20 protein-coding genes are annotated in these 24,141 nt (G+C 72.4%); 10 read left to right on the top strand and 10 right to left on the bottom strand.

Annotation, left to right across the window (positions count from 1 at the left end; all coding sequences use genetic code 11):
• Nucleotides 1–26: 26 nt before the first annotated feature.
• Nucleotides 27–818 (bottom strand): alpha/beta fold hydrolase, encoded by a 792-nt coding sequence (locus JO379_RS21125; RefSeq protein ID WP_209516401.1) that lies wholly within the window; start codon nt 816–818, stop codon nt 27–29.
• Between the two features lie 61 nt (nt 819–879).
• On the opposite strand from JO379_RS21125, the gene JO379_RS21120 reads away from it, so the two are divergent.
• A complete protein-coding gene (locus tag JO379_RS21120) occupies nt 880–1,230 on the top strand; it encodes a MerR family transcriptional regulator (protein WP_130879533.1) in 351 nt (116 codons plus the stop codon).
• A gap of 145 nt (nt 1,231–1,375) precedes the next feature.
• Here the strand turns inward: JO379_RS21120 and JO379_RS21115 are convergent, their stop codons facing one another.
• The 5 genes from JO379_RS21115 to JO379_RS21095 all read right to left on the bottom strand — a co-directional run bounded on the left by JO379_RS21115 (nt 1,376) and on the right by JO379_RS21095 (nt 5,638).
• Complete coding sequence (locus tag JO379_RS21115; RefSeq protein ID WP_130879532.1) at nt 1,376–2,143, bottom strand: succinate dehydrogenase iron-sulfur subunit; 768 nt, start codon at nt 2,141–2,143, stop codon at nt 1,376–1,378.
• The gene (gene sdhA / locus JO379_RS21110; RefSeq protein ID WP_130879531.1) at nt 2,143–3,897 is read right to left on the bottom strand and encodes a succinate dehydrogenase flavoprotein subunit; all 1,755 of its coding nucleotides are present in this window, start codon (nt 3,895–3,897) and stop codon (nt 2,143–2,145) included. Before sdhA ends, JO379_RS21115 begins: the two co-directional genes overlap by 1 nt.
• 20 nt (nt 3,898–3,917) lie before the next feature.
• A complete protein-coding gene (locus tag JO379_RS21105) occupies nt 3,918–4,394 on the bottom strand; it encodes a succinate dehydrogenase hydrophobic membrane anchor subunit (RefSeq protein WP_130879530.1) in 477 nt (158 codons plus the stop codon).
• A gap of 6 nt (nt 4,395–4,400) precedes the next feature.
• Nucleotides 4,401–4,781, bottom strand: coding sequence for a succinate dehydrogenase, cytochrome b556 subunit (gene sdhC / locus JO379_RS21100; protein WP_130879529.1), 381 nt, complete (start codon nt 4,779–4,781; stop codon nt 4,401–4,403).
• Nucleotides 4,782–5,068: 287 nt separating this feature from the next.
• Nucleotides 5,069–5,638 (bottom strand): 2-oxo-4-hydroxy-4-carboxy-5-ureidoimidazoline decarboxylase, encoded by a 570-nt coding sequence (locus JO379_RS21095; protein WP_242626221.1) that lies wholly within the window; start codon nt 5,636–5,638, stop codon nt 5,069–5,071.
• 349 nt (nt 5,639–5,987) lie between these two features.
• On the opposite strand from JO379_RS21095, the gene JO379_RS21090 reads away from it, so the two are divergent.
• The 7 genes from JO379_RS21090 (at nt 5,988) to JO379_RS21060 (ending at nt 15,122) form a co-directional block, all read left to right on the top strand.
• On the top strand, nt 5,988–7,673 hold the full coding sequence (locus JO379_RS21090; RefSeq protein WP_242626220.1) for a beta-N-acetylhexosaminidase: 1,686 nt from the start codon (nt 5,988–5,990) through the stop codon (nt 7,671–7,673).
• A 127-nt stretch (nt 7,674–7,800) separates the two neighbouring features.
• Nucleotides 7,801–9,864, top strand: a complete 2,064-nt coding sequence (locus JO379_RS21085; RefSeq protein WP_130879527.1) for a glycosyltransferase — start codon at nt 7,801–7,803, stop codon at nt 9,862–9,864.
• Between the two features lie 324 nt (nt 9,865–10,188).
• The gene (locus JO379_RS21080) at nt 10,189–11,190 is read left to right on the top strand and encodes a DUF4328 domain-containing protein (RefSeq protein ID WP_165451594.1); all 1,002 of its coding nucleotides are present in this window, start codon (nt 10,189–10,191) and stop codon (nt 11,188–11,190) included.
• A 34-nt stretch (nt 11,191–11,224) separates the two neighbouring features.
• Nucleotides 11,225–11,884, top strand: coding sequence for an RNA polymerase sigma factor (locus tag JO379_RS21075; RefSeq protein ID WP_130879525.1), 660 nt, complete (start codon nt 11,225–11,227; stop codon nt 11,882–11,884).
• A complete protein-coding gene (locus JO379_RS21070) occupies nt 11,884–12,927 on the top strand; it encodes a hypothetical protein (RefSeq protein WP_130879524.1) in 1,044 nt (347 codons plus the stop codon). Before JO379_RS21075 ends, JO379_RS21070 begins: the two co-directional genes overlap by 1 nt.
• 312 nt (nt 12,928–13,239) lie before the next feature.
• The gene (locus JO379_RS21065; protein ID WP_130879523.1) at nt 13,240–14,838 is read left to right on the top strand and encodes an acyl-CoA mutase large subunit family protein; all 1,599 of its coding nucleotides are present in this window, start codon (nt 13,240–13,242) and stop codon (nt 14,836–14,838) included.
• Nucleotides 14,839–14,909: 71 nt separating this feature from the next.
• A complete protein-coding gene (locus JO379_RS21060) occupies nt 14,910–15,122 on the top strand; it encodes a hypothetical protein (RefSeq protein ID WP_130879522.1) in 213 nt (70 codons plus the stop codon).
• Nucleotides 15,123–15,152: 30 nt separating this feature from the next.
• On the opposite strand, the gene JO379_RS21055 is transcribed toward JO379_RS21060, so the two are convergent.
• Nucleotides 15,153–16,337 (bottom strand): glutathionylspermidine synthase family protein, encoded by a 1,185-nt coding sequence (locus JO379_RS21055; RefSeq protein WP_209516398.1) that lies wholly within the window; start codon nt 16,335–16,337, stop codon nt 15,153–15,155.
• 6 nt (nt 16,338–16,343) lie between these two features.
• A complete protein-coding gene (locus JO379_RS21050; RefSeq protein WP_209516394.1) occupies nt 16,344–16,679 on the bottom strand; it encodes a hypothetical protein in 336 nt (111 codons plus the stop codon).
• Nucleotides 16,680–16,785: 106 nt separating this feature from the next.
• On the opposite strand from JO379_RS21050, the gene JO379_RS21045 reads away from it, so the two are divergent.
• Nucleotides 16,786–17,622 carry a DMT family protein gene (locus JO379_RS21045; protein WP_130880261.1) on the top strand — a complete coding sequence of 279 codons (837 nt, stop codon included), beginning with the start codon at nt 16,786–16,788 and terminating at the stop codon, nt 17,620–17,622.
• A gap of 7 nt (nt 17,623–17,629) precedes the next feature.
• On the opposite strand, the gene JO379_RS21040 is transcribed toward JO379_RS21045, so the two are convergent.
• Both JO379_RS21040 and JO379_RS21035 read right to left on the bottom strand, forming a co-directional pair.
• Nucleotides 17,630–18,355 carry a potassium channel family protein gene (locus JO379_RS21040; protein ID WP_130879519.1) on the bottom strand — a complete coding sequence of 242 codons (726 nt, stop codon included), beginning with the start codon at nt 18,353–18,355 and terminating at the stop codon, nt 17,630–17,632.
• A 4-nt stretch (nt 18,356–18,359) separates the two neighbouring features.
• Nucleotides 18,360–19,721, bottom strand: a complete 1,362-nt coding sequence (locus JO379_RS21035; RefSeq protein WP_209516391.1) for a TrkH family potassium uptake protein — start codon at nt 19,719–19,721, stop codon at nt 18,360–18,362.
• A 477-nt stretch (nt 19,722–20,198) separates the two neighbouring features.
• Here JO379_RS21035 and JO379_RS21030 point away from each other — a divergent pair, with 477 nt between their 5' ends.
• Nucleotides 20,199–24,113, top strand: a complete 3,915-nt coding sequence (locus JO379_RS21030; RefSeq protein ID WP_130879517.1) for a polymorphic toxin-type HINT domain-containing protein — start codon at nt 20,199–20,201, stop codon at nt 24,111–24,113.
• The last annotated feature ends 28 nt before the right edge of the window (nt 24,114–24,141 follow it).

Below are 24,141 nucleotides of genomic sequence, written 5' to 3'. Positions count from 1 at the left end.
CACCTGAACGGCCGTCAGAGCGCCTGTCACAGGCCGTGCTTGTCCAGGAAGCTCGTGATGAGCTGCTGCCACTCCTCGGGCCGCTCGGCCATGGGGATGTGCCCGGTCTCGATCTCGGCGTACTCGGCGCCGGGGATCCGCTCGGCGAGCACCCGGGAGTTGGCGGGCGAGACCAGCGTGTCCAGGGTGGTGGCGATGACGAGGGTGGGGACGGAGATCCCGGCGAGGTCCCCCGTGGTGTCGGCGACCTGTACGACGCCCGCCTGGTCGGCGGCACCGTCCGGGACGCCGGCGGCGAGCATCCCGTAGAAGGAGTCGAGCTGCTCGGTGGGCACGGCGTTGAAGAACGGCTCACCGAAGCCGCTGAGGGCGACGAAGCGCGCGAACGTCTCCCGGTCCCCGTCGGCCAGCAGCTTCCGCCAGATGTCCAGGGAGGCCAGCAGCCGGTTGTCGGCCTTGGCCGTACCGGCCGTCAGGACCAGTCCGCGCACCCGGTCCGGGTACCGGGCGGCCGCCCGCACCGACACCAGGGTGCCCAGCGAGTAGCCGACCAGGGTGAAGGTCTCCAGGCCCGCCTCGGTGGCGGAGGCGACCACGGCGTCGGCGAGGCCGTCGAGGGTCAGCGGCTCGCTCGCGCGGGGCGTGCCGCCGGAGCCGGGGTAGTCGGGGGCCACCACGGTGTGCCGCTCGGCGAGGGCCGGGATGATCGGCAGGTAGTTGCCCTCGATGCTGCCGCCCGCGCCGTGCGCGAGCAGGAGGCCGGGGCCGGATCCGTGGACGGTGGTGGCGAGGGGCGTGAGAATCTGTGTCTGTGTCATGGGCGAGAGGTTGCCGTATGACATCAGTGTCAAGGTCAAACGCGGTGGGGGAAGTCGCACGATGCGGATCGGTGAACTGTCACGGCGTACCGGGGTGAGCCCCCGGCTGCTGCGCTATTACGAGGGCCAGGGCCTGCTCGTCTCCGAGCGGGACTCCAACGACTACCGGCGCTACGGGCCCGACGCGGTCGAGCGGGTGACCCGCGTCCGTGAGCTCCTCGCCGGCGGCCTGACGACGGAGGCCATCCGGGACCTGCTGCCCTGCACGCAGGGCGGGCCGGGCCTGCTCGCCTGCGAGCACTCTGTGCAGGTGCTGGATGGGCAGCTGTCGCGTGTGGAGGAACAGATGGCGGAGCTGTTGCGTAAGCGCGAGGCGCTGCAGGGGGTGGCGTCGGCCATGCGGCCGGAGTAACCGGGGCTCCGCCCCGGACCCCGGTCCTCAATCGCCGGACGGGCTGCTGTGCCTTGTCCTCAATCGCCGGACGGGCTCAAAAGTTGAGGGCCCCGCTCCAAGGATGGAGCGGGGCCCTCGTCTACAGCGGACCGCAGGTCGGAGGTCAGAACCGGCGCGTGATCAGCGCGCGCTTGACCTCCTGGATCGCCTTCGTGACCTCGATGCCACGCGGGCAGGCGTCCGTGCAGTTGAACGTCGTGCGGCAGCGCCACACGCCGTCCTTGTCGTTCAGGATCTCCAGCCGCTGCTCGCCGGCCTCGTCGCGCGAGTCGAAGATGAAGCGGTGGGCGTTGACGATGGCCGCCGGGCCGAAGTACTGGCCGTCGTTCCAGAACACCGGGCAGGACGACGTGCACGCGGCGCACAGGATGCACTTGGTGGTGTCGTCGAACCGCTCGCGGTCCTCCGCCGTCTGCAGGCGCTCACGCGTCGGCTCGTTCCCCTTGGTGATGAGGAACGGCATGACGTCGCGGTACGCCTGGAAGAACGGCTCCATGTCGACCACGAGGTCCTTCAGGACCGTGAGGCCCTTTATGGGCTCGACCGTGATCGGCTTGGCGGGGTTGATGTCCTTGATCAGGGTCTTGCACGCCAGGCGGTTCTTGCCGTTGATGCGCATCGCGTCGGAGCCGCAGATGCCGTGCGCGCAGGAACGCCGGAACGTCAGCGTGCCGTCGTGGTCCCACTTGATCTTGTGGAGACCGTCGAGGACCCGCTCCTTGGGGTCGATCTCCAGCTGGAAGTCCTGCCAGGTCGCCTGGTCGGAGATCTCCGGGTTGAACCGGCGGATCCGGAAGGTGACCGTGATCAGGTGCGCGGGGGCCTCGGACTCGGCCGAGGCCGCGCTCTTCTCGAGCGTCGTGGTGCTCATCAGTACTTACGCTCCATCGGCTGGTAGCGGGTCTGGACGACCGGCTTGTAGTCGAGGCGGATCGAGTCCTTGCCGTCCGCGTCGACCTCGCGGTACGCCATGGTGTGCCGCATGAAGTTGACGTCGTCGCGGTTGGGGAAGTCCTCGCGGTAGTGACCGCCGCGGGACTCCTTGCGCGCCAGCGCGGACACGGCCATGACCTCGGCCAGGTCGAGCAGGTTGCCCAGCTCGATGGCCTCCAGCAGGTCGGTGTTGAACCGCTTGCCCTTGTCCTGGACGGAGACGTTGAGGTACCGCTCGCGCAGCTCAGCGATCTTCTCGACGGCCGTCTTGATGGTCTGCTCGGTGCGGAACACCATCACGTTGGCGTCCATGGTCTCCTGCAGCTCCTTGCGGAGCTCGGCGACCCGCTCGTTGCCGGTGGAGTTGCGCAGCCGCTCGACCTGGTCGGCGACGAGCTGCGCCGGGTTCTCCGGCAGCTCGACGTAGTCGGCCTTCGCGGAGTACTCGGCGGCCGCGATGCCCGCCCGCTTGCCGAAGACGTTGATGTCCAGCAGCGAGTTGGTGCCGAGGCGGTTGGCGCCGTGCACGGAGACACAGGCGACCTCGCCGGCGGCGTACAGGCCGGGGACGACGGTGTCGTTGTCGGCCAGCACCTCACCCGCGACGTTGGTCGGGATGCCGCCCATGGCGTAGTGCGCGGTGGGCTGGATCGGGATCGGGTCCGTGTAGGGCTCGATGCCGAGGTACGTGCGCGCGAACTCGGTGATGTCCGGGAGCTTGGCGTCGAGCTGCTCCGGCGGCAGGTGGGTGAGGTCGAGGTAGACGTGGTCGCCCTCGGGACCGCAGCCACGGCCCTCGCGGATCTCCGTGTAGATGGAGCGCGAGACGACGTCTCGCGAGGCGAGGTCCTTCATGACGGGCGCGTACTTCTCCATGAAGCGCTCGCCGTCCTTGTTGCGGAGGATGCCGCCCTCACCGCGGGCGCCCTCCGTCAGCAGGATGCCCATGCGCCAGATGCCCGTCGGGTGGAACTGGAAGAACTCCATGTCCTCCAGGGGCAGACCGCGGCGGTAGCAGGCGGCCTGGCCGTCACCGGTCAGGGTGTGGGCGTTGGAGGTCACCTTGAAGAACTTGCCGGTGCCGCCGGAGGCGTAGATGACGGCCTTCGCCTGGAAGACGTGGATCTCGCCGGTGGCGAGCTCGTAGGCCACCACGCCGGCCGACTTCTTGACGCCGTCGACCTCGGTGATCAGCTGGTCGAGGACGTAGAACTCGTTGAAGAACTCCACGCCCTCCTTGACGCAGTTCTGGTACAGCGTCTGGAGGATCATGTGGCCGGTGCGGTCCGCGGCGTAGCAGGACCGGCGGACCGGGGCCTCGCCGTGGTTACGGCTGTGACCGCCGAAGCGGCGCTGGTCGATGGTGCCGTCCGGGGTGCGGTTGAACGGCAGGCCCATCTTCTCCAGGTCGAGGACCGCGTCGATGGCCTCCTTCGCCAGGATCTCGGCGGCGTCCTGGTCGACCAGGTAGTCACCGCCCTTGATCGTGTCGAAGGTGTGCCACTCCCAGTTGTCCTCTTCCACGTTGGCCAGCGCGGCGGCCATGCCGCCCTGCGCGGCACCCGTGTGGGAGCGGGTCGGGTAGAGCTTCGTCAGGACCGCGGTGCGGCTGCGCTTGGTCGACTCGATGGCCGCGCGCATGCCGGCGCCACCGGCGCCGACGATGACGGTGTCGTACTTGTGGATCTTCATGGTCGCGTCAGCCCCGGGCTCTAGCGGATGTTCGGGTCGAAGGTGAAGATCACCAGCGTGCCCAGCAGGACGGTGAACACCGTGGCCGCGTACAGCAGGTTCTTCAGCCAGAAGCGGGTCTTGGGCCGCTCCGCGTAGTCGTTGATGACCGTGCGCAGGCCGTTGGCGCCGTGCAGCATGGCCAGCCACAGCATGAGCAGGTCCCAGCCCTGCCAGAACGGCGAGGCCCAGCGGCCGGCCACGAAGGCGAAGCCGACCTTGCTGACGCCGCCGTCGAGGACGAGCTGGATCAGCAGATGGCCCAGGACCAGGACGACCAGCACGACGCCGGACAGCCGCATGAACAGCCAGCCGTACAGCTCGAAGTTGGTGCGGGTCGCCTTCGGGGTCTTCTTGGTGCGCTTGCGGGGCGGCTCGATGACCGGCGCCGGATTGTCCACGTCGTACAGGCTCACGCCCTCGACGGGATCGACCGCGGAAGAGGTGTCAGCGGACATCAGACGTCAGCTCCCGAACAGTTCGCGTGCGGCGTGCCCGAGGACGGGGTAAATAGCCCCGACCATCAGCACGATCCAGATGGCCATGACGGACCAGAGCATCTGCTTCTGGTACTTCGGGCCCTTGGACCAGAAGTCCACGGCGACGACGCGGAGGCCGTTGAGCGCGTGGAAGAGGATGGCGGCGACGAGGCCGTATTCCATCACGGCGACGATCGGTGTCTTGTACGTCGCGACTACCTCGTCGTAGGCCTCGGGAGAGACACGGACGAGGGCGGTGTCGAGGACGTGCACGAACAGGAAGAAGAAAATGAGGACGCCGGTGACTCGATGAGCCACCCAGGACCACATGCCTTCCCGGCCGCGGTACAGCGTTCCAGCCGGCACGGAAAACCCTCCGGGAGCGGGGATTGGGGCCTGCCGGCTTCACTGTCAGCGGGCCCGGCCGGGTACGGTCCACCGGCCCTGGCCATCGTAGCGACGCCTTGTCGGTTCGGTCTCGCGGGGTATGTCAGGTGTGATCAAACAGGCACGTACGGCCTAGCTACCGGGGGGCCGATGCCTCGTCGAGGCGTCCGGTCCGTCCCAGCGTGTCCGATACGGGTGGGGCTTTTGTCAGGATAGATGCGACTTCCGTCTTCCGCTCATACGAGTCCGATCTTGCGGCCAAAACGTCACTGACGGCTCCCCTGACACTCCCGTAGATCCCAGGCCGGTCCCCCGCAGCCGGGCACGAGGGTGCCTTCGGCCAGTCGGGTGAGGCGGCCGCGGGCGATGCGGCGGAGCTCTTCGCAGGCCGTGGCGTGCTCCTCGGGGAGGGTGCCGGCGAGACGGGCGGCCAGGGCCGGAAGCAGTCGGCCGAGGGCGTCCTCGGGGCGGCAGCCGTCCAGACAGATCACGAAAACGTGGCCGAATCTGCGCTCGTAAGCGGCGTGCGCGGCTCGTAACGCACCGGCGGCGCGCGCCTGCGAGGGGGTGAATGCCGCGGCGGCCTCCGCGGCGAAGGCCTCACAGAGGTCGGCGCGGCCGAGGGCGCGGGCCGCGGTGTCGGCGGCGGCCAGCAGGGCGTCCGGGGCGGGGTAGGGGCGGTGGGCCGCGACCCGCCTGGCCCAGCGGCGACTGCCGCAGCAGGCGAGGAGGGCGGCCTCGGCGTCGTCCGGGTCCGCGGCGTTGAGCCGGTCGAGTCCGTCGAGCCGGTCGAAGCGGTCGGGGTCGTCGTGCAGCGTGGGCTCCTCGAAGGACACGGGCGAAGAGGGGACAGGCGGGGCACACGGACAGCGGAGGGCTGGCGAGAGGCGGCGCAGAGGAGTAACGAGAAGGGGGCAGATAACGACAGGACCGGGCAGTACGGGGCGGGAGTGACGAACTGCGGCGGGAGCGACGGCCGGGACGCCAATCTGAGACGCCATCGACGCCAACCCGAGACGTCACGACGTCAAGGTTTACGCCACGGTAACGATGCATCTCAGCCACTGTCCGACGGATGCGCGAATTTCATTCGGACGAGAGGGGTTTCGGGCGCGTAGTCGACGCCGGGAGGGGCAAAGGGCAATACCTTCGCCCCAGAGTCGCACCAAATAGGAGATTTGCTCCATGGGACTACCTGGCAGGATCACCCGCGCTCAGCTCATCCGCACTCCGATCGCCCGCACTGCCCTCGCACGGGGATTCGTGGCGAGCCTCTCCCTCATCGCCACCCTGAGCCTCATGGGCTGCCCGGGGAACGGCGGCGGCGCGAAGGACGTCCCGACCAGGCTCGACTCCCGCTCCCCCGCCGGCACGGCGAGCTCCCCCGGCACCTCCGCCGCCGCGACCTCCTCCGCCCCGGCCTTCGCCGCCGTCCCGGCCGGGCCCCCGCGCACCATTCCCTCCGTGCGGTCCTTCACCGCGGGCAGCGGCCCCGGCTGGCGGCCCACGACCGGCGCCCGGGTCGTCACCGACCCCGGCGGCCCGCTCGCCGACGAGGGCCGCCGGCTCGCCCAGGACCTCAATCTCGCCTCCTCCGGCGGCCCCGCCCGCCCGGGTGACGTCGAGCTGGCCCTGCGCCCGGGCCAGAGCGGCGGCTCGGAGGGGTACGAGCTGACCACCCGTGACCGCAAGGTCCTGATCACCGGTGCGGCCGAGGCGGGCGTCTTCTACGGCACCCGGACCGTCGTCCAGGCCGTGCGCTCCGGCGGCGGGGTCCCCGAGGGCGTCGTGCGCGACAGCCCCGACCGGCCGCAGCGCGGCCTCAACCTCGACACCGCGCGCAAGCACTTCCCCGCCGAGTGGATCGAGGCCCGGCTGCGCGAGATGGCCGACCTCAAGCTCAACATGCTCGGTCTGCACTTCTCCGACGACCAGGGCTTCCGCATCGCGAGCGAGTCCCACCCCGAGGTCGTCTCCGCGCAGCACCTCACCAAGACCGAGGTCCGACGGATCGTCGCGCTCGCCGGTGAGCTGCACATCACCGTCGTCCCCGAGCTGGACTCCCCCGGCCACCTGGGCGCGGTGACGGACGCCCACCCCGCCCTGGAGCTGCGCAACCGGGCCGGGACGCCCGCCGAGGGCGCGGTCGACGTCACCAAGCCCGAGGCCGCGCGCATCGTGGACGACCTGCTGCGCGAGTACGCGCCGCTCTTCCCCGGCCCCTACTGGCACCTGGGGGCCGACGAGTACCGCGCGCTGCTCGCGAAGGACCCGCAGGCCTCCTATCCCGGCCTGGCCGAGCGGGCACGGGCGAAGTACGGCCCCCAGGGCCGCGTCCAGGACCTGGCCACCGGCTGGCTGAACGACCGGGCCGCCGTGCTGCGCTCGCTGGGCAAGAAGGCCAAGGCCTGGAACGACGGCTTCTTCCGCGGCGGCGTGGTCACCGCCGACAAGGGCATCGAGGTCGAGTACTGGACCGGCAAGGAGCTGGGGGCCCGCGAGCCGCTGGAGTACCTGAACGAGGGACGGCCGGTGGTCAACCTCAACGACGAGTACCTCTATTACGTCCTCGGCGAGCCCAATGAGTTCCGCTACCCCACCGGCGAGCGGATCTACGAGCAGTGGTCCCCGGCGGTGCTGCGCGGCACGGCCGCCGTACCGGCGAACCTCGCCGGGCCCTCGCGGATCCTCGGCGGCCGGCTCGCCGTCTGGTGCGACCGGGCGGGCGCGCAGACCCCGCAGCAGGTGGCGAACGGCATCCGGCTGCCGCTGGCGGCGCTCGCCCAGCGGCTGTGGGACCCGCGCCCGCCGACCCTGCCGTGGAGGGACTTCTCGGCACTCGCCGGGCGTGTCCGGGCACCGGGGGCTTAGCCTCCGGGGGTGAACCACGTGGGCCGTCCCTTCGTCGCACGGATACGGAAGGACAGATTCGGGATGCCCGCGTACTCTCCACGGCGGAGTGCGCGCACGCGCGCCCGCGCATCTGAACGAGGGCCCGATGAAGATCGAATTCCTGCTTCACAACGCGTACGGGATCGGCGGCACGATCCGCTCGACCGTCAACCTCGCAGCCGCCCTCGCGGACCGGCACGAGGTGCGGATCGTCAGCGTCAACCGCCCCGTGGACGACCCAGAGCTGGCCATCGATCCACGGGTGCGTCTGACTCCCCTCGTGGATCTGCGCGAAGGCACCGAGGGCGACGAGTACGCGGCCCCGCGGAACCAGCTGCCGAGCGAGATCTTCCGTGACGAGCGCATCGACAACGGCCGGATGGCCGCGACCGCCCTCACCGACGAGCGCGTCGCCGCCCACCTCGCCGCCACCGACGCCGACGTCGTCATCGCCACCCGGCCCAAGCTCATCGGCTACCTCGCGAAGTACGGCAGCGACCGCTATCTGCGCCTGGGCCAGGAGCACCTGACCCACGAGGCGCACGTCCCCGAGCTGCACGCCGTGATGGACCCGGCGATCGCCGCGCTGGACGCCTTCGCCACCGTCTCCGAGGCCGACGCCGGGCACTACCGGGACGCCCTCCCCGGCGCCCACGCGAAGATCCTCTCCATCCCCAACGCCGTGCCGGCCCCGGCCGCCGAGCCCTCCACCGGCGACTCCAACACGATCGTCTCGGCCGGCCGCCTCGTGGGCGTCAAGCGCTACGACCGGCTCATCGCCGCCTTCGCGAAGATCGCCGCCGAGCGCCCCGAGTGGAATCTGCGGATCTACGGCCGCGGCCCCGCCAAGGCCAAGCTGCGCAAGCAGATCGAGGAGCTGGGCCTGTACGAGCGGATCACGCTCATGGGCGCCCGGTCGCCCATCGAGACCGAGTGGTCCAAGGGTTCCGTCGCCGCCGTCGCCTCCGACGCCGAGTCCTTCGGGATGACCATCGTCGAGGCCATGCACGCGGGCCTGCCCGTCATCGCCACCGACTGCCCCTACGGCCCGCGCGAGATCCTCACCGACGGCACCGACGGCGTGCTCGTCCCGCTCGACGACGCGGACGCCGTCGACGCCTACGCGGGCGCCCTGCTGAAGCTCACCGGCGACGCCGGGCAGCGCCGCCGCCTGGGCGCCGCCGCGCGCGAGACCGCCCACCGCTACGAGCCCTCGCGGATCGCCCAGCGCTACGAGGACCTCTTCGAGGAGCTGCGCCCGGGGTCGACGGCCGAGAAGAAGAAGGGGCTGCTGCGCGGGCTCTTCGGCGGCGGACGCCCCAAGGCCGCCCCGGCCCCCGCGCCGCAGGCCGACATCGCCCACCCCGTGGCCCGCTGCGCCGTGGAGGCCGACGGCACCCTGACCGTCCGGCTGCGCGCCGAGCAGCTCACCGCCGCCGACACCCATGTGCTGCTCCGGCACCGCGGCACCAAGGGCAAGGAGAGCGTGCGCGCGGAGCTGTCGGGCCGCCGTGAGCCGGGCGGCTGGGCCGAGGCCCGCTTCGCGTGCGCGCCCCTGGCCGAGGGCCGCTGGGACAGCTACGTCGAGCGGCCGGGCGACAAGTCCCGCCGCCGGCTGGCCGCCGGGCTCGTCGAGCAGAAGGCGCTGCTGACGCTGCCGCTGGCGGCGACGGCGGACGGCGTCGCCGCGCGCGTCCCGTACGAGACGAGCGACGGCTTCCTCGCCGTGCGCACCTGGCTGCGTCCCGAACACGCCGAGGTCACCGAGGTGCGGGTCGGTGAGGACGGCGTCACGCTCACCCTCGCCGCCCATGGCACGACGTTCGGCGAGGGCGCCGAGATCGTCGCCCGGCTGCGCGGCGGCGACGGTTCGGTGGGGGACGTGCGTGCGCCGCTCACGGGCGGCACGGGCTGCCTGCCGTACGGGCCGATGGAGACGCGGCGCGGTGCCGAGCAGGACCTGTGGGACCTGTGGGTGCGCCCGGCGGCGGGGGCCGCGCTGGTGCGCGTCGGCCGGATCGGCGGGGACTTCGCGGACCGCAAGGGGATCGACACCTTCCCGGCGGCGACCCGCGGCGCAGCGGGCGGGGTGCGCCTGCGCCCGTACTTCACGGTGACCAACGACCTGACGATCACCGTCAAGGACGTCACCGACGAAGCGGCCGAATAGCGCGGGGGCGGCTCCGGACGGAGGACGGCCGGAGCCGCCACCCCCCACAGGAGAGGCTCCGGCCGCCGTCCGGTGCGAACCATGGAGTGGCCCGCACTACCTACAGCGCCACGACCCGCGATTTCGTCACACCCGCCGTCGGAATCGGTCGCGCCGGGGAGGCGGGGGGCGGTGTGGACGCGGCCGGGCCCCAGCCCGTAACGTGCCCTTTTCCGCGCCTGGTGGGCGCGATCGTCACTGCCTTTTCCCGGTGGCCGGGGTCACGGCCACATCCCCTGGGGGCTGAAGAAGATGTATCCGTGCGGTCACTGCCGCGCTGTCGCCGTGGGTCCGGACGGCCGCTGCGCGGCGTGCGGCTCCTTCCAGCAGGCGCAGCCGATGGGCATGCCGGCCCAGCCGTACCCGTACGCCGGGGCGCTGCCCGTCGGCGGCGTGGACCTGCGCCGCGGGGTGCGTACCGCGCTGACCGTGCTGCTGTGGGTGAACGTGCCGATGCTGATGCTGGTCATCGGGGCGCGCGGCAAGCACCGGGCGGCGATGCAGGACTTCCTCGACTCGGGCCTGTCGATGTCGGCCGGGCGCGAGCTCGACGACGCGGAGGCCTTCGCCGTCGGCATGGACCTCCTGTACCTCCTGGTGTTCGCCGCCACGGCGGTGCTCTGGGTGATCTGGTTCCGGCGGGCGCGGCTGAACGCGGAGTACTTCGCACCGGGCACGCACCGGTTCTCCTCCGGCTGGGCGGTGGGTGCGTGGTTCACGCCGGTCGTCAATCTCTGGTTCCCCAAGCAGATCGCCAATGACATCTACCGGGCGAGCTCCCCGGCGGGCCCGCAGAACGTCCGCAAGGGGCTGCTCAACTCCTGGTGGACCCTGTGGATCGCGACCATGGTGATCAGCGTCATGGGGTCCGTCACCTACTCGGGCGCCGAGGCGAAGATCCGGGCCCGGGGCTACGACGCCTCCGATGTCGAGGGCGATGTCCACACCCTGATGACGGGCGTCTCCCTCCACGTCCTCTCCCGGCTGCTGCTCCTCGTCGCCACGGTGCTCGCGGTGCTGCTCGTGCGGCAGCTGACGAAGATGCAGGAGCAGCGCGCGCTGGCCGGGCCGCAGGCCGGGTTCCCCCAGCCCGGATACCCGCAGGCCGGTTTCGCGCAGCCCGCCTTCCCGCAGGCCGGTTTCCCGCCCGCGGGCCCGCCCGCCGGCGCCCCGCAGCCCGGATTCCCCGGTTACCCGCCCGCACAGCCCGGTCCGCAGCCTGGTTCCCCGTACGGCCCCGGCGGCCCTGCGCAGAATCCTTTCGGCAGCGGTCCGGCGGGCTACTGAAGTTCGGTTTCCGCCAGTGGGGCAGGATGAGGGCGTGCAGGGGGACGACGCTGAGCTGACCGTCGCGGTGCGTGCGGCGCAGGACGGGGACGAGACGGCATTCCGTACCGTCTACCGGTCCGTGCACCCGCGGCTGCTCGGATACGTGCGATCGCTCGTCGGTGACGCGGACGCCGAGGACGTGGCGTCCGAGGCGTGGTTGCAGATAGCCCGGGACCTCGCCCGGTTCTCCGGGGACGCCGACCGCTTCCGCGGCTGGGCGGCCAGGATCGCCCGCAACCGTGCCCTCGACCACATCCGGATGCGCGGCCGGCGCCCGGCCGTCGGCGGCGACGAGAGCGAGCTCGCGGCCCGTCCCGCCGACGCGGACACCGCGGGCGAGGCCCTGGAGTCCCTCGGCACCGGCCGCACCCTCGCGCTGATCGCCCAGCTCCCGCAGGACCAGGCCGAGGCCGTCGTGCTGCGCGTCGTCGTCGGACTCGACGCGAAGAGCGCGGCGGGCGTGCTCGGCAAGCGCCCCGGCGCGGTGCGCACCGCCGCGCACCGGGGCCTGCGACGGCTGGCCGAGCTGGTCACGGCCGGTCCCGGCCAGCAGTCGGCCGACCAGATCCCCGGACAGCGGCAGTCGTCCCCCGGAGCCAACGGTTCTGCGGGTGTGACGCAATTGCGGCCGCGGACGCAGAAGGACATGTGATGGCGGACGACCACCGGTACGACTGGCTGGATGACGACGCCGTGGAGCGGTTGCTGCGCGGCGGAACGGTCGACTCCGCAGCTCTGGACGAAGACACCCGGCCCGCCGCCGAGCGGCTGGCCGCGAGCCTCGCCGACCTGCGGACCCCGGTGCTGCCGGAAGCCGGGGCCGACGGGCCGCTGCCCGGCGAGGAGGCGGCGCTCGCCGCGTTCCGCGCGGCCCGGGCCGAAGGCGCCCCGGGCATACGGGCGACGCCCCTGCGCGCGGTGCGCGGCGGTGCGTCCGGTGCTGCCGCGGAGAACGACGAGCCCGTCGTGCGGCTCGCCACCCCTGCCCGGAACCGGTCGTTCCTGCGCCGCCCCGTCAAGGGCGCGCTCGCCCTGGCCCTGGCCGGGTGCGCGCTCGGCGGGGTCGCGGTCGCCGCCGGAACGGGCGTGCTGCCGGGCCCCTTCGGGAGCGCGGGCGGCGCACCGGCACCCGCCACCAGCGTCTCGGCGGCCGAGGACCGTGACACCCGGACCCTGGCCCCCGGCATCGGCGATCACGGCGCCACGCCCTCGCCCGGCGCCACCGGCACCCTGCGGCCGAGCGAGAGACCCTCGGCGTCCGGCTCCGCGACGCCGGGCCACGGTTCGCCCACCGGGCGGGACGGCAGGCACGACGGCCCCGGCGAGAGCCCCTCGGCCACGACCGGGCCGGGCGACGACCGGGCCGGGACCGGCAAGGACGGCGGCGCCGAGCAGGACCCCAAGGCGTACGCCCGGGTGTGCCGCCTGCTGCTGGCCCGTCAGCGCGTCGACGAGGACGAGGTCCGCACCCTGGAGCGCGCCGAGGGCGGCGCGGCGCAGTTGCGCGCCCTGTGCGAGCGGATCCTGAAGAGCGGCACCGTGCCCGACTGGGACGAGGTCCGCCGCACCTCACGGCCGGTGCCGCACTCGCGCAGCGGCTCGCACACCCGGCCGCCGACGCTTCCGGTGCCCCTGCCGCCGGCGCTCCCGGCGCCCACCGCGGCGACGCCGGTGCTCGACCTCCTGGCCCGCTGACGGACCCCGCCTCCCCACGGATTCGCCGGATTCTTCCGACGGTGTGACGTTCGGTGTGACGTTTTTCGACCCGGTGGCGCAGTAGGAAGTGGGCCGACTGGTCATCGGCCGCGCATGAGCTGGAGTTCCCCCAACAGCTGGCTCTGCGCACCCGGCGCGGGCGGGGCTCTTTCCCCCGGCCCTGCCCGCGCCCCCCTCCCTCCCCCGGGCGGGGTGCCGTGCGCGCCCCCGCCCCCGCCCGCTCCCCCGCCGCTACAGTCGCGTTGCACAGGCTCTGGTGGTTGCCGGTGAAGCGGCGGGAGGCGTGAAGACATGGCACGCGAGTCGGACGGCACGTGGCGGACCGAGTCCCGATTGCCGGTGGAGCCGGTCTACGGGCCGGGGGCGCTGGACGGCTGGGACCCCGCCGAGAAGCTGGGCGAGCCCGGGGCGTTCCCCTACACCCGCGGCGTCTACCCGACGATGTACACCGGCCGCCCGTGGACCATGCGGCAGTACGCGGGCTTCGGCACGGCCGCCGAGTCCAACGCCCGCTACCGGCAGCTCATCGACCACGGCACGACGGGCCTGTCGGTCGCCTTCGACCTGCCCACCCAGATGGGCCACGACTCGGACGCCCCGCTCGCGAGCGGCGAGGTCGGCAAGGTCGGGGTCGCGATCGACTCCCTCGAGGACATGCGGACGCTGTTCGACGGCATCCCGCTCGACAAGGTCTCCACGTCGATGACGATCAACGCCCCGGCGGCCCTGCTCCTGCTGCTCTACCAACTCGTCGGCGAGGAACAGGGCGTCCCGGCCGAGCGGCTGAACGGCACCATCCAGAACGACGTCCTGAAGGAGTACATCGCGCGCGGGACGTACATCTTCCCGCCCAAGCCGTCGCTGCGGCTGACCTCGGACATCTTCCGGTACTGCGGTGCGGAGATCCCCCGGTGGAACACGATCTCGATCTCCGGTTACCACATGGCCGAAGCGGGTGCCTCGCCCGCGCAGGAGATCGCCTTCACCCTGGCCGACGGCATCGAGTACGTCCGCACCGCCGTGGCGGCGGGCATGGACGTCGATGACTTCGGCCCGCGGCTGAGCTTCTTCTTCGTGTCGCGGACGACGCTGCTGGAGGAGGTCGCGAAGTTCCGGGCGGCCCGGCGGATCTGGGCGCGGGTGATGCGCGAGGAGTTCGGCGCGCGCGACCCCAAGTCGCTGATGCTGCGCTTCCACACCCAGACGGCCGGGGTGCAACTGACCGCGCAGCAGCCCGAGCTGAATCTGGTGCGGGTGGCCGTCCAGGGCCTCGCCGCCGTCCTCGGCGGCACGCAGTCCCTGCACACCAACTCCTTCGACGAGGCCATCGCCCTGCCCACCGACAAGTCCGCCCGCCTCGCCCTGCGCACCCAGCAGGTCCTCGCCCACGAGACCGACGTCACGGCGACGGTCGACCCCTTCGCGGGCTCGTACGCGGTCGAATCGCTGACCGACGACGTCGAGCGGGCGGCGCTGGGCCTGATGACCCGCGTCGAGGACCTCGGCGGGGCCGTCGCCGCCATCGAGCACGGCTTCCAGAAGGGCGAGATCGAGCGCAACGCCTACCGCATCGCCCGGGAGACCGACAGCGGCGAGCGGGTGGTCGTGGGCGTCAACCGCTTCCAGCTCGCGGAGGAGGAGCCGTACGAGCCGCTCCGCGTGGACCCGGCGATCGAGGCCCGCCAGGCCCGGCGTCTGGCGGAGCTGCGCGCGGGGCGGGACGGCGGGGCGGTCCGGACGGCACTGGCGGACCTCCAGCGCGCGGCACAGGGCACGGACAACGTCCTCTACCCGATGAAGGAGGCCCTGCGCGCGCGGGCGACGGTCGGCGAGGTGTGCGGCGCGCTCCGCGAGGTGTGGGGCACCCACGTGCCGACGGAGTCGTTCTGACGCGCCCGCGCGCCGGTGGCGGCCGGGCGTCGGCTCGCGGGGGCGTGGCCGTGCTGCGTCACACTGGTGGCATGTCCTCTCCCCGCCGTACGTGTCCCGTCTGTGCCCGTGAGATCGCCGTCGTCGGCGGTCGCTTCGCGCGGCACGATCCGCCGGGCCGTCGTTCCTCCTTCGAGCTCATCTCCTGTCCGGGGTCGCGGAAGTCCGCGCCCCTGCTGTCGACGGCCCCCCGGCTCTTCGACCCGGACGAGCCGCCGACGCCGGGGCAGCAGCAGCTGTTCTGACGCCGCGGGCGGCCAGGGCGACCGGGGCGGTCAGAGGATCACGTGGGGCAGGAAGCGCGCGTAGCCGTCCGTGACCAGGCCCGAGGACTCCCGGATGCCGAGGCCGGCCGCCTCGTCCTCGACGACCCACGCGCCGAGCACCACGCGGTTGCCGTCGAAGTCGGGCAGCGGCGCCAACTCCTGGTAGCAGCACGCCTCGTCGCGGGCGGGCGCGGCGGAGCCCGGTTCGTGGACCGTGACGCCCGCGCCCTCGCGGCCCAGCAGCGGCTTGGCGACGTAGCCGCGGCCGTGGGCCAGCTCGCGGGGGCCGTCGAGGTAGGCGGGCAGCAGATTCGGGTGGCCGGGGAACAGCTCCCACAGGACCGCGAGCAGGGCCTTGTTGGACAGCAGCATCTTCCAGGCGGGTTCGATCCACAGGGTGGAACCGGTGCCGCCACCGTTGTCGAGGGTGTCCAGGACGTGCGGGCCGAAGCGGTCCGTGGCCAGCCACTCCCACGGATACAGCTTGAAGCAGGCCCGTACGAAGCCGTACCGCTCGTCGACGAAGCGGCCGGAGAGCCGGTCCCAGCCGATGTCCTCCATGGAGATGGCCCGCGTGTCCAGGCCCGCCTGTTCGGCCGTCTCGCGCAGATAGGCGACCGTCATCAGGTCCTCGCCCAGCTCGTCGTCGGCCGAGTGCGCGAAGTACAGCGGCGCGCCGGGCGGCAGCAGCGGGGCCTGGCGCTTCCAGGAGTCGACGAGCCGCTCGTGGAGGGAGTTCCACTGGTCGGCGTCGGGGAAGCGGTCCTCCATCCAGAACCACTGCGGGCTCGCGGCCTCCACGAGCGAGGTGGGGGTGTCGGCGTTGTACTCCAGCACCTTGGCCGGGCCGTCGCCGTCGTAGCGCAGGTCGAACCGGCCGTAGAGGGACGGCAGTTCGGCGCGCCGACGCCAGGACTCGGCGATCAGGGCCGCGAGGCGCTGGTCGGTGACGCCGAGGTCGGCGAAGCGGCCGGTGTCCACGATGTGCGCGGCGGCCGTCAGGCACATGCCGTGCAGCTCCTCGACGACCTCTTCGAGCTCTTCTATCTCCGCCAGGTCGAAGGAGTAGTACGCGCTCTCGTCCCAGTACGGGCGCAGGGAGCCGTCCGGGTAGCGGGTGAGGGGATAGATGAGCCCCTGCTCCTCGACGGTGGCCTGCCAGCCGGGCCGGGGCTCTGTGCGATGGCGGCGCATGCTCGCTCAGCCACCGCCCGAGCCGGAACCGGAGCAGCCGAAGCCGCCGCGGTCGACGGCCTGGCTCTTGCTGAACGTGCCGCGGTCGGAGAACCCGCCGGACTTGTTGCCGTCGTAGTACCAGCGCCCGGACGAGGAGCCGCCGCTGCTTCCGCTGCCGCCGCCCTTGCCGCACGCCTTGGAGTCGACGACCTTGTAGCCGCGCGAGACGTCGTAGCTGTTCGGGTCGACGCAGCGCTTGTCGGGTTCGGAGCCGCAGGAGGTCAGGGCGGTGGCGAGGACGCCCATTCCGCCCAATACGACCGTACTGGACCGCAGTCGCCGTCGTTCCTTCGCTGCCATGTGGCTGACCCCCGTCAACTCGGACCGATTGAAGTCCGTTCACCCTAAGGGGCGCGTCCCGGCTGCGGAACTCAGGGCGTTCTACAGTCGGTATGTGCTTTTGGGGATGATCTGCGCACTTGGTTCGGCGGTCTGCTTCGGCACCGCGTCCGTCCTCCAGGCCGTCGCGGCCCGAGCCGTCGCGCCCGGCAGCGGCTCGGGCGTGGACACGGCACTGCTGATGCGCGCGCTGCGCCAGTGGCGGTATCTGGCGGGTCTGGCCCTCGACGCCCTCGGCTTCGCGCTGGAGCTGTTCGCCCTGCGCCACCTGCCCCTCTACGCCGTCGGCGCCGCGCTCGCCGCGAGCCTCGCGGTGACGGCCGTGGTGGCCTCGTGGATGCTGCGGGTGCGGCTCAGCGGCGTGGAGTGGGCGGCGGTGGGCGTGGTGTGCGGGGGCCTCGCGATGCTGGGCCTGGCCTCCGGTGCGGAGGGGGCCGAGACGGGCTCCCTCGCCCTGCGCCTGGGCACCCTGGGTGTCGCGGCCGGGGTGCTGGGCCTGGGCGCACTGGCCGGACGGCTTCCCGGCCGGGCCCGGGCGGCGGCCCTCGGCCTCGGCGCGGGCATCGGCTTCGGGGTGGTGGAGGTCGCGGTCCGGCTGACCGACGACATCTCGCCGGGCGCGCTGGTCACCGACCCCGCCGCCTATGCCGTACTGCTCGGCGGCGGCGCGGCGTTCCTGCTGCTGACGTCGGCGCTCCAGCGCGGTTCGGTGACGGCGGCCACCGCCGGCATGGTCATCGGGGAGACGGTCGGCCCGGCGCTGGTGGGCGTGGTCTGGCTCGGCGACCGCACCAGGCCGGGCCTCGCCCCGCTGGCGGTGGCGGGCTTCTTCCTGGCGGTGCTGGGCGCGCTCGCGCTGGCGCGGTTCGGCGAGGCACCGGTGGTCGAGGAGCCCGGGCCGTAACGGGGGCTCACATCATTTCGGCGAAGGTCTCCACGACCTGCGTCCGGCCGGTGACGATGATGATGTCCCCGGGCCGTACGACCGTCTCGGCCGTGGCGTAGGTGAAGTCCTCACCGGCCCGCTTGATGCCGACCACCGTGATCCCGTACGTGGAGCGGACCTTGAGTTCGCCGAGCGGCCGTCCGGTGGCGCACGCGGGGGCGACGGTCTTGGCCAGGGCGTAGTCGTCGTCGAACTCGATGAAGTCGAGCATCCGCCCGGTGACGAGGTGGGCCACCCGCTCCCCCATGTCCTGTTCGGGCAGCACCACGTGGTGGGCGCCGACCCGCTCCAGGATCCTGCCGTGCTGACGGCTGACCGCCTTGGCCCAGATGCGCGGGACGCCCGCGTCGGCGAGGTTGGAGGTGATCAGGATGCTGGCCTCCAGGGCGTCGCCGATGCCCACCACGGCCCTCGGGAACTCCGGCACCCCGAGCTGCGCCAGGGCCTCGGGGTCGGTGCAGTCCGCGGCGGCCGCGTGCGTCAGCTCGTCGCGCAGCCGCTGCACGAGGGCGGCGTCGCTGTCCACGCCCAGGACGTCCCAGCCGCGGCGCATCAGTTCGGTGCCGAGCGAGATCCCGAAGCGTCCGAGCCCGATGACCGCGACCCGCAGGTCACCGGCGCCGGAGCCGTCGGCGGCGCCCCGGCGGTGCGTACGGCGGAGGCGGCGCGGGCCGCGGCGCGGTCGGTCCATGTGACTAGCCAATGACGGGTCGCTCCTCGGGCAGCTGGTAACGGCGGCCGCGCACGCGCAGCGCGAGCGCGGAGGCGAGGGTGATCGGGCCGAGGCGGCCGAGGAACATCAGCGCGATCAGGATCAGCTGCCCGGCGGCCGGCAGCTCGCCGGTGATGCCCGTGCTGAGCCCGCAGGTGCCGAACGCCGAGGTGGCCTCGAAGAGGACGGCTTCCAGGGGCTCGTCGGTGATGGTCAGCAGGACGATGGTGGCGAGCATGACCGCGCCCACGCCCAGCAGTGCGACGGTCAGCGCCTGGCGCAGGACCGAGGGCGCGATCCGGCGGCCCATCACCTCCGCCGCGAGGTCGCCGCGCGCCTCGGCGAGGATCGCCACGGCCAGCACGGCGAAGGTGGTGACCTTGATGCCGCCCGCAGTGCTCGCGCTGCCGCCGCCGATGAACATCAGCACGGTGGTGCCGAGCAGGGTCGCGGGCTCCATCTCCCCGACGTCGACGCTGTTGAAGCCCGCCGTGCGGGCGGTGAGGGCGTTGAAGAAGCCGTTGGTGAGCTTGTCGGGCCAGGACAGCGGGCCGAGGGTGCCGGGGTTGCCCCACTCCAGCAGCAGGGTGAAGGCGCCTCCGGCGGCGAGCAGCACGGCGGTGGTGAGGAGGGTGAGCCGGGTGTGCAGCGACCAGCGGCGGGCGGACCGCAGGAAAGCGCCCGAGCGGGCACCGCGCAGCAGTTCGAGGAGCACCGGGAAGCCGATGCTGCCGAGGAAGCAGGCCAGGGCGATCGGCAGCATGATCCAGAGGTCCGTGGCATGGCCGACGAGATTGTCGGAGCGCAGCCCGAAGCCGGCGTTGTTGAACGCCGACACCGCGTGGAACAGCCCGTGGTACGCCGCTTCCCCGAGGGGCCGCCCGAGGCCGAAATGGAAGCGCAGCGTCAGCCAGAGGCCGATCGTGATCTCCACGGCGGCGGTGATGACGGCCACCCCGCGCAGGACCGTGCGGACGTCCCCGATGCCGAGGCTCTGCGTCTCGGCCTGGGCGGTCAGCTGGAGGCCCAGCCGGAGCCTGCCGGAGACCAGAAGCCCCAGGAGGGAGGCGAGGGTCATGATGCCGAAGCCGCCGAGCTGGATCATTCCCAGCACCACGACCTCGCCGAAGACGCTCCAGTACCGGCCGGTGTCGACGATGGGCAGTCCGCCGGACACCGCGCCGGTCGCGGCGAAAAGGGCCGTCAGCGCGCTCGTGGCGCGGCCGCTCTCGGCCGACACGGGCAGCATGAGCAGCCCGGCCCCGAGCGCGATGACCACGACGAAGGCACCGACCAGCACCCGCGCCGGATGGGCCAGCAGCGCTGCCCACCGCGTGCGGTCCATGCCGTGCCCCTTCGCCTCCGACGCCGCGCACCAAGGTACTGGCATGACGGGGCGAAAGGGGCATATGACGCCGTCGCGTCAGGGGAACATCACGGGGGCGCCACGGGGACGCCGCGAGGGCTCCCCGCGGCGGACGACAAGGGGCCCGAAGGAGGGCCGGCCGCCGCCCATTACCCGGATACGCCTTTCCGAATGAAGACTATTTCAGCAGCCACGCAATCGGCTGCACGGCTTCATTGCCGCGCATAAGCGTTGAATAAAGGGCCCACTCATAACGTATCACCAGGACGTCCCGACACATAATCAAGTTCGTTGCACCAGACGGAATTTCACCTTCCATATTTAGCCGGTTGACGGCCCCTCACCAGCGCTTATGCTCAGCCAGCCATACATGGCATCTCACAGCACGTTGGAAAGGCCGACTCGGTGAAGAGAAGTGTCTACTCCGCGAGAGCGAGAAGACAGACGAATACCGGCATGCGCGGTGCGTGCCTGACCGTGGTGTCCCTGGCCCTTGTCGCGGGATTGCTCGGTACGAGCCCCGCGGCGGCCGACGCGGCGGATGACGTCACCATCGTCAATCCCGTCCCGGCGACCGAACGCGGCCGAATAGTCGACCTGTGGAAGACCGGCGGTCCGGGCGTCAAGGCGGCCGCCGAAGCGGCCCTGTTGGGCAGTGACGCGGATGTCCGTCGCTTCCTCGACAGCGAGAAGGAACTCGCCGAGCTGCACGACGACCGCGTGGCCTCCGTCCAGGTGTTCACCCTGGGCGGCCGCGGGGTGCGCGAGGCCGCGAAGCAGGCCCTCGCCGGCACCCGCGAGGAGCTGCGGACGTTCCTGCGGAGCGGCTGGCAGGCTCCGATGGAGCAGGACCAGCGGGTCCGGGTCATGCAGATCGTCAGCGCGGGCGGCAGCGGCGTCCAGGAAGCCGGCAAGGCCGCGCTGGGCGGCACGCCGGAGGACGTCCGCAGGTTCCTCGACGAGGGCCAGTACCCGGCCCGGGAGGCCGACGACCGGGTACGGCTCATGCAGATCATGAGCTCCGGCGGCCCCGCGACGAAGGAAGCCGCCAAGGTCGCACTCGCCGGCTCCATCGACGACGTCCGGGAGTTCCTGGAGGTCGGGCAGAACGTCGCCCGCGCCCGGGACGAGGAGCGCGCCACGGTCGCCCAGCTGGCCGAGCGCGCCAAGGAGGCCGGGAAGCTCGCCAAGCGGGAGACCGAAGCCGCCAAGGAGGCCTCCGAGCGCGCGGTGATGGCCGCGAAGCTGGCCAAGGAAGCCGCCCAGAAGGCGGCCAAGGAGACCGACGAGGCCCGTAAGGACTCCAAGCGGGCGGCGAACGCGGCGGGCCGGGCGGCGGAGGCCGCGACCGGTGCCGCCGAGGCCGCCCAGGAGGCCATCGGCGCGGCCCGCGCGGCCAACTCCTCGGCCCGCATCGCGGCGAGCGCCGCCTCGCAGGCCGCCGAGGCCGCCGCGGGTGCCGCCCAGGCCGCCGCCCGCGCACGGGGCGCCGCGGCGAACGCGGCGACCGACGCGGGCCAGGCCGCGGCCGCCCGCAAGGCCGCCGAGGACGCCCGCAACGCCGCCAAGGGCGCACGGCTCGCGGCCGACGCCGCCGTGGCGGCGGGCGAAGCGGCGACCCAGGCCGGTGAGGCGGCGGCAGCCGCGGCCGGTGCGGGCGCCAACGCCACCGCCGCCGCGGACGCGGCCGACGAGGCCGGCAACTACGCCGACGCCGCCGGTGCGCAGTCCGCCGTCGCCAGGTCGGCCGCGGCAGCGGCCCGCCGCCACGCGCGCGAGGCGACCCGCGCGGCCAACGCCGCCCAGTCGCTCGCCCAGCAGGCCGCGGGCGCCGCCTACCAGGCGCGCGACGCCGCCATGTCGGCTGCCGAGCACGCGGAGAAGGCGGCGGCAGCCGCCGAGGAGGCCGCGAAGCACGCCGGTGAGGCGGCGAAGGCCGCCAAGGAGTCCACCGCCCACGCGGAGGCCGCCAAGAAGGCCGCCGACGTGGCGTCCGGCGCCGTGGACAAGGCCCGTACCGTCCAGGAGATCGCCCGCAAGGTCGAGGACGAGGAGCTCAAGTCCCGTACCGCCGGGGCGATCGAGCAGGCCAAGGACCTCAAGGCCGCCGACAACGAGCGCAAGGCCAAGGCCGCCGAAGGCGTCAAGGAGGCCAAGGCGCTCGACGAGGAGGCGACCCGTCTCGCCGCCGAGGCCGCCAAGCCCGGCACGGACACCAAGCAGGTGGCCGAGAAGGGCCGCCGGGTCGCGCTGCTGGCGATGAAGACCCGTGGCCCCTGGAGCCGCACCGCCGCCGAGGCGGCGCTCGCCGCGTCCGACGACGCGGTCCGCGCCTACGTACGGTCGGGCTGGAGGACGGCGGCGCAGCAGGACGAGCGCGCCCGTGTCGAGCGCCTGGTCGACGAGGCCGACTCGGAGTCCGTGCGCAAGGCCGCGGCGGAGGCCCTCAAGGGCGACGCCGCGAAGATCAGCGAGTTCCTGCGGACCGGCCAGCACCAGGCGGCGGTCGACGACTACCGCGTGAGCGTGGTCCAGATCGCCAACAACAGCAAGCGGGGCATCCAGGAGGCGGCCAAGGCGGCGCTGAAGGACGGCTCCCCGGCGAAGCTGCGCGAGTTCCTGGGCGAGGGCCAGTACGCGGCCCGCGAGGCCGACGAGCGGGTCGAGGCCGTACAGCTGCTGAGCACCGGTGGCGCCGAGGTCAAGGCGGCCGCCCGGGTCGCCCTGGAGTCCCCGCCGCTGCTGCTGCACGCGTTCATCCAGAACGGCCAGTTCAAGGCCGCGCGCAAGGACCAGCTCACCGCCACCCACGTGGCCGAGGTCAAGAGCCTCATCGCCGGGGCCTCCGTGGTCGCCGCGACGGCCCAGCAGAACGCGGCGGAGGCGGCGCGCGTCGCGGCCCTCGCCCGTAAGGCGTCCGCCGAGGCCGACGGCTGGGCCAGGCAGGCCGCGGACTCCGCCAAGCAGGCCAAGGGCTACGCGGTGGACGCGCTGAACTCCGCCAAGCAGGCGGCCGCCTCGGCCGCCGACGCCGCCAAGTCCGCCAAGGTCGCCCGGGACGCCGAGGCCGCCGCCAAGCGCGACGCACGTGACGCGGAGAACTCCGCCGCCCGCGCGGCCGTCTCCGCTTCCTGGGCCCGCGGGTCGGCCGACGAGGCCTACGCCGCCGCCGACGAGGCCCGCGCCTCCGCCACGGCGGCGGGCAAGGACTCCGACGCCGCGAACAAGGCGGCGGAGGAGGCCTACGAGGTCGCCGTCGCCAAGCAGCGCGCCGAGGACGAGGCCCGCCGCCGCGAGGAGCAGCTCCGCAAGGAGCGCGAGGAGGAGCTCCGCAGGCAGGCCGAGAAGGAGGAGGACGACGGCTGGGGCTGGGGCGACTGGGGTCACCTCGCGCTCGACGTCGTGGGCGCCGTGCCCGGCATCGGCACCATCGCCAACGGCGTCAACTGCGCCTGGTACGGCGCCGAGGGCGACTACGGCAACGCCGCCCTCTCCTGCGCGGCCGCCATTCCGATCGCCGGTGAGGCCGCCACGGCGGCCAAGCTCGCCAAGTACGGCGACAAGGGCCTCGGATTCATCAACGGCCTGCGGAAGGCCTGCAAGAACAGCTTCACGCCGGGCACGCCCGTGCTGATGGCCGACGGTTCCGTCAAGCCCATCAAGGACGTACGGACCGGCGAGAACGTCCTGTCGACCGACCCTGCGACGGGCCGGACGGAATCACAGCCCGTCGACGGCGTCATCGTCGGCAATGGTGTGAAGCAGCTGGTCAACCTCACCGTCGACACCGACGGCGACAAGGGGGACGCCACCGGCACGGTCACCGCGACCGCGGGCCACCCCTTCTGGCTCGCCGACAAGCGTGCCTGGGTCAAGGCCGGCGACATCGAGCCGGGCGGCATGCTGCGGACGGCGACGGGTGCGACGGTCGAGGTCACGGGCACCGACGCGCGGACGGCGACGCAGCAGGTCTTCAACCTCACCGTCAATTCCATCCACACGTACTACGTGCTCGCGGGCCGGACCCCGGTCCTCGCCCACAACGCCGAATGCAAGATCGACACCATCGCCAACGACTGGGCCGCCAAGGGCTTCCACGTGAAGCTGCCGGGCAAGGGCAGCGCGGGCGAGGTCTCCGTCGCCGCCGACAAGTCCGGGGCGATCACCTACCGGTCCACGTTCTCCGGCAAGGCGGGCAAGGAAGCACTGGCCGCGGCCAAGAAGAGCTTCGCGAACGCCGCGTTCCAGAAGAAGGCCCTGGAGGCGGCCGAGAAGGGGCTGAAGTACCTCAAGGAGAATCACAGCTTCAGCAATGAGATCCCCGGCCTGGAGCGCCTGGTGGAGACACTGAAGAAGCTCACTACTCCGTGAGCGGGGACCGATGAGTTCCGACGAGTTC

This window comes from Streptomyces syringium, assembly GCF_017876625.1.
Taxonomy (GTDB): domain Bacteria; phylum Actinomycetota; class Actinomycetes; order Streptomycetales; family Streptomycetaceae; genus Streptomyces; species Streptomyces syringius.
Note: the sequence above shows the minus strand (reverse complement) of the source record. Positions and strands in the feature narration are given on the sequence as shown.

Excerpts from the sequence above, each read along its gene's own strand:
- JO379_RS21120 (WP_130879533.1), top strand. The coding sequence starts at position 880 with ATGCGGATCGGTGAACTGTCACGGCGTACCGGGGTGAGCCCCCGGCTG.
- JO379_RS21065 (WP_130879523.1), top strand. The coding sequence starts at position 13,240 with ATGGCACGCGAGTCGGACGGCACGTGGCGGACCGAGTCCCGATTGCCG.
- JO379_RS21055 (WP_209516398.1), bottom strand. The coding sequence starts at position 16,337 with ATGCGCCGCCATCGCACAGAGCCCCGGCCCGGCTGGCAGGCCACCGTC.
- JO379_RS21115 (WP_130879532.1), bottom strand. The coding sequence starts at position 2,143 with ATGAGCACCACGACGCTCGAGAAGAGCGCGGCCTCGGCCGAGTCCGAG.
- JO379_RS21050 (WP_209516394.1), bottom strand. The coding sequence starts at position 16,679 with ATGGCAGCGAAGGAACGACGGCGACTGCGGTCCAGTACGGTCGTATTG.
- sdhA (WP_130879531.1), bottom strand. The coding sequence starts at position 3,897 with ATGAAGATCCACAAGTACGACACCGTCATCGTCGGCGCCGGTGGCGCC.
- JO379_RS21085 (WP_130879527.1), top strand. The coding sequence starts at position 7,801 with ATGAAGATCGAATTCCTGCTTCACAACGCGTACGGGATCGGCGGCACG.
- JO379_RS21105 (WP_130879530.1), bottom strand. The coding sequence starts at position 4,394 with ATGTCCGCTGACACCTCTTCCGCGGTCGATCCCGTCGAGGGCGTGAGC.
- JO379_RS21035 (WP_209516391.1), bottom strand. The coding sequence starts at position 19,721 with ATGGACCGCACGCGGTGGGCAGCGCTGCTGGCCCATCCGGCGCGGGTG.
- JO379_RS21125 (WP_209516401.1), bottom strand. The coding sequence starts at position 818 with ATGACACAGACACAGATTCTCACGCCCCTCGCCACCACCGTCCACGGA.
- JO379_RS21060 (WP_130879522.1), top strand. The coding sequence starts at position 14,910 with ATGTCCTCTCCCCGCCGTACGTGTCCCGTCTGTGCCCGTGAGATCGCC.
- JO379_RS21070 (WP_130879524.1), top strand. The coding sequence starts at position 11,884 with ATGGCGGACGACCACCGGTACGACTGGCTGGATGACGACGCCGTGGAG.
- JO379_RS21090 (WP_242626220.1), top strand. The coding sequence starts at position 5,988 with ATGGGACTACCTGGCAGGATCACCCGCGCTCAGCTCATCCGCACTCCG.
- JO379_RS21040 (WP_130879519.1), bottom strand. The coding sequence starts at position 18,355 with ATGGACCGACCGCGCCGCGGCCCGCGCCGCCTCCGCCGTACGCACCGC.
- JO379_RS21030 (WP_130879517.1), top strand. The coding sequence starts at position 20,199 with ATGCGCGGTGCGTGCCTGACCGTGGTGTCCCTGGCCCTTGTCGCGGGA.
- JO379_RS21045 (WP_130880261.1), top strand. The coding sequence starts at position 16,786 with ATGATCTGCGCACTTGGTTCGGCGGTCTGCTTCGGCACCGCGTCCGTC.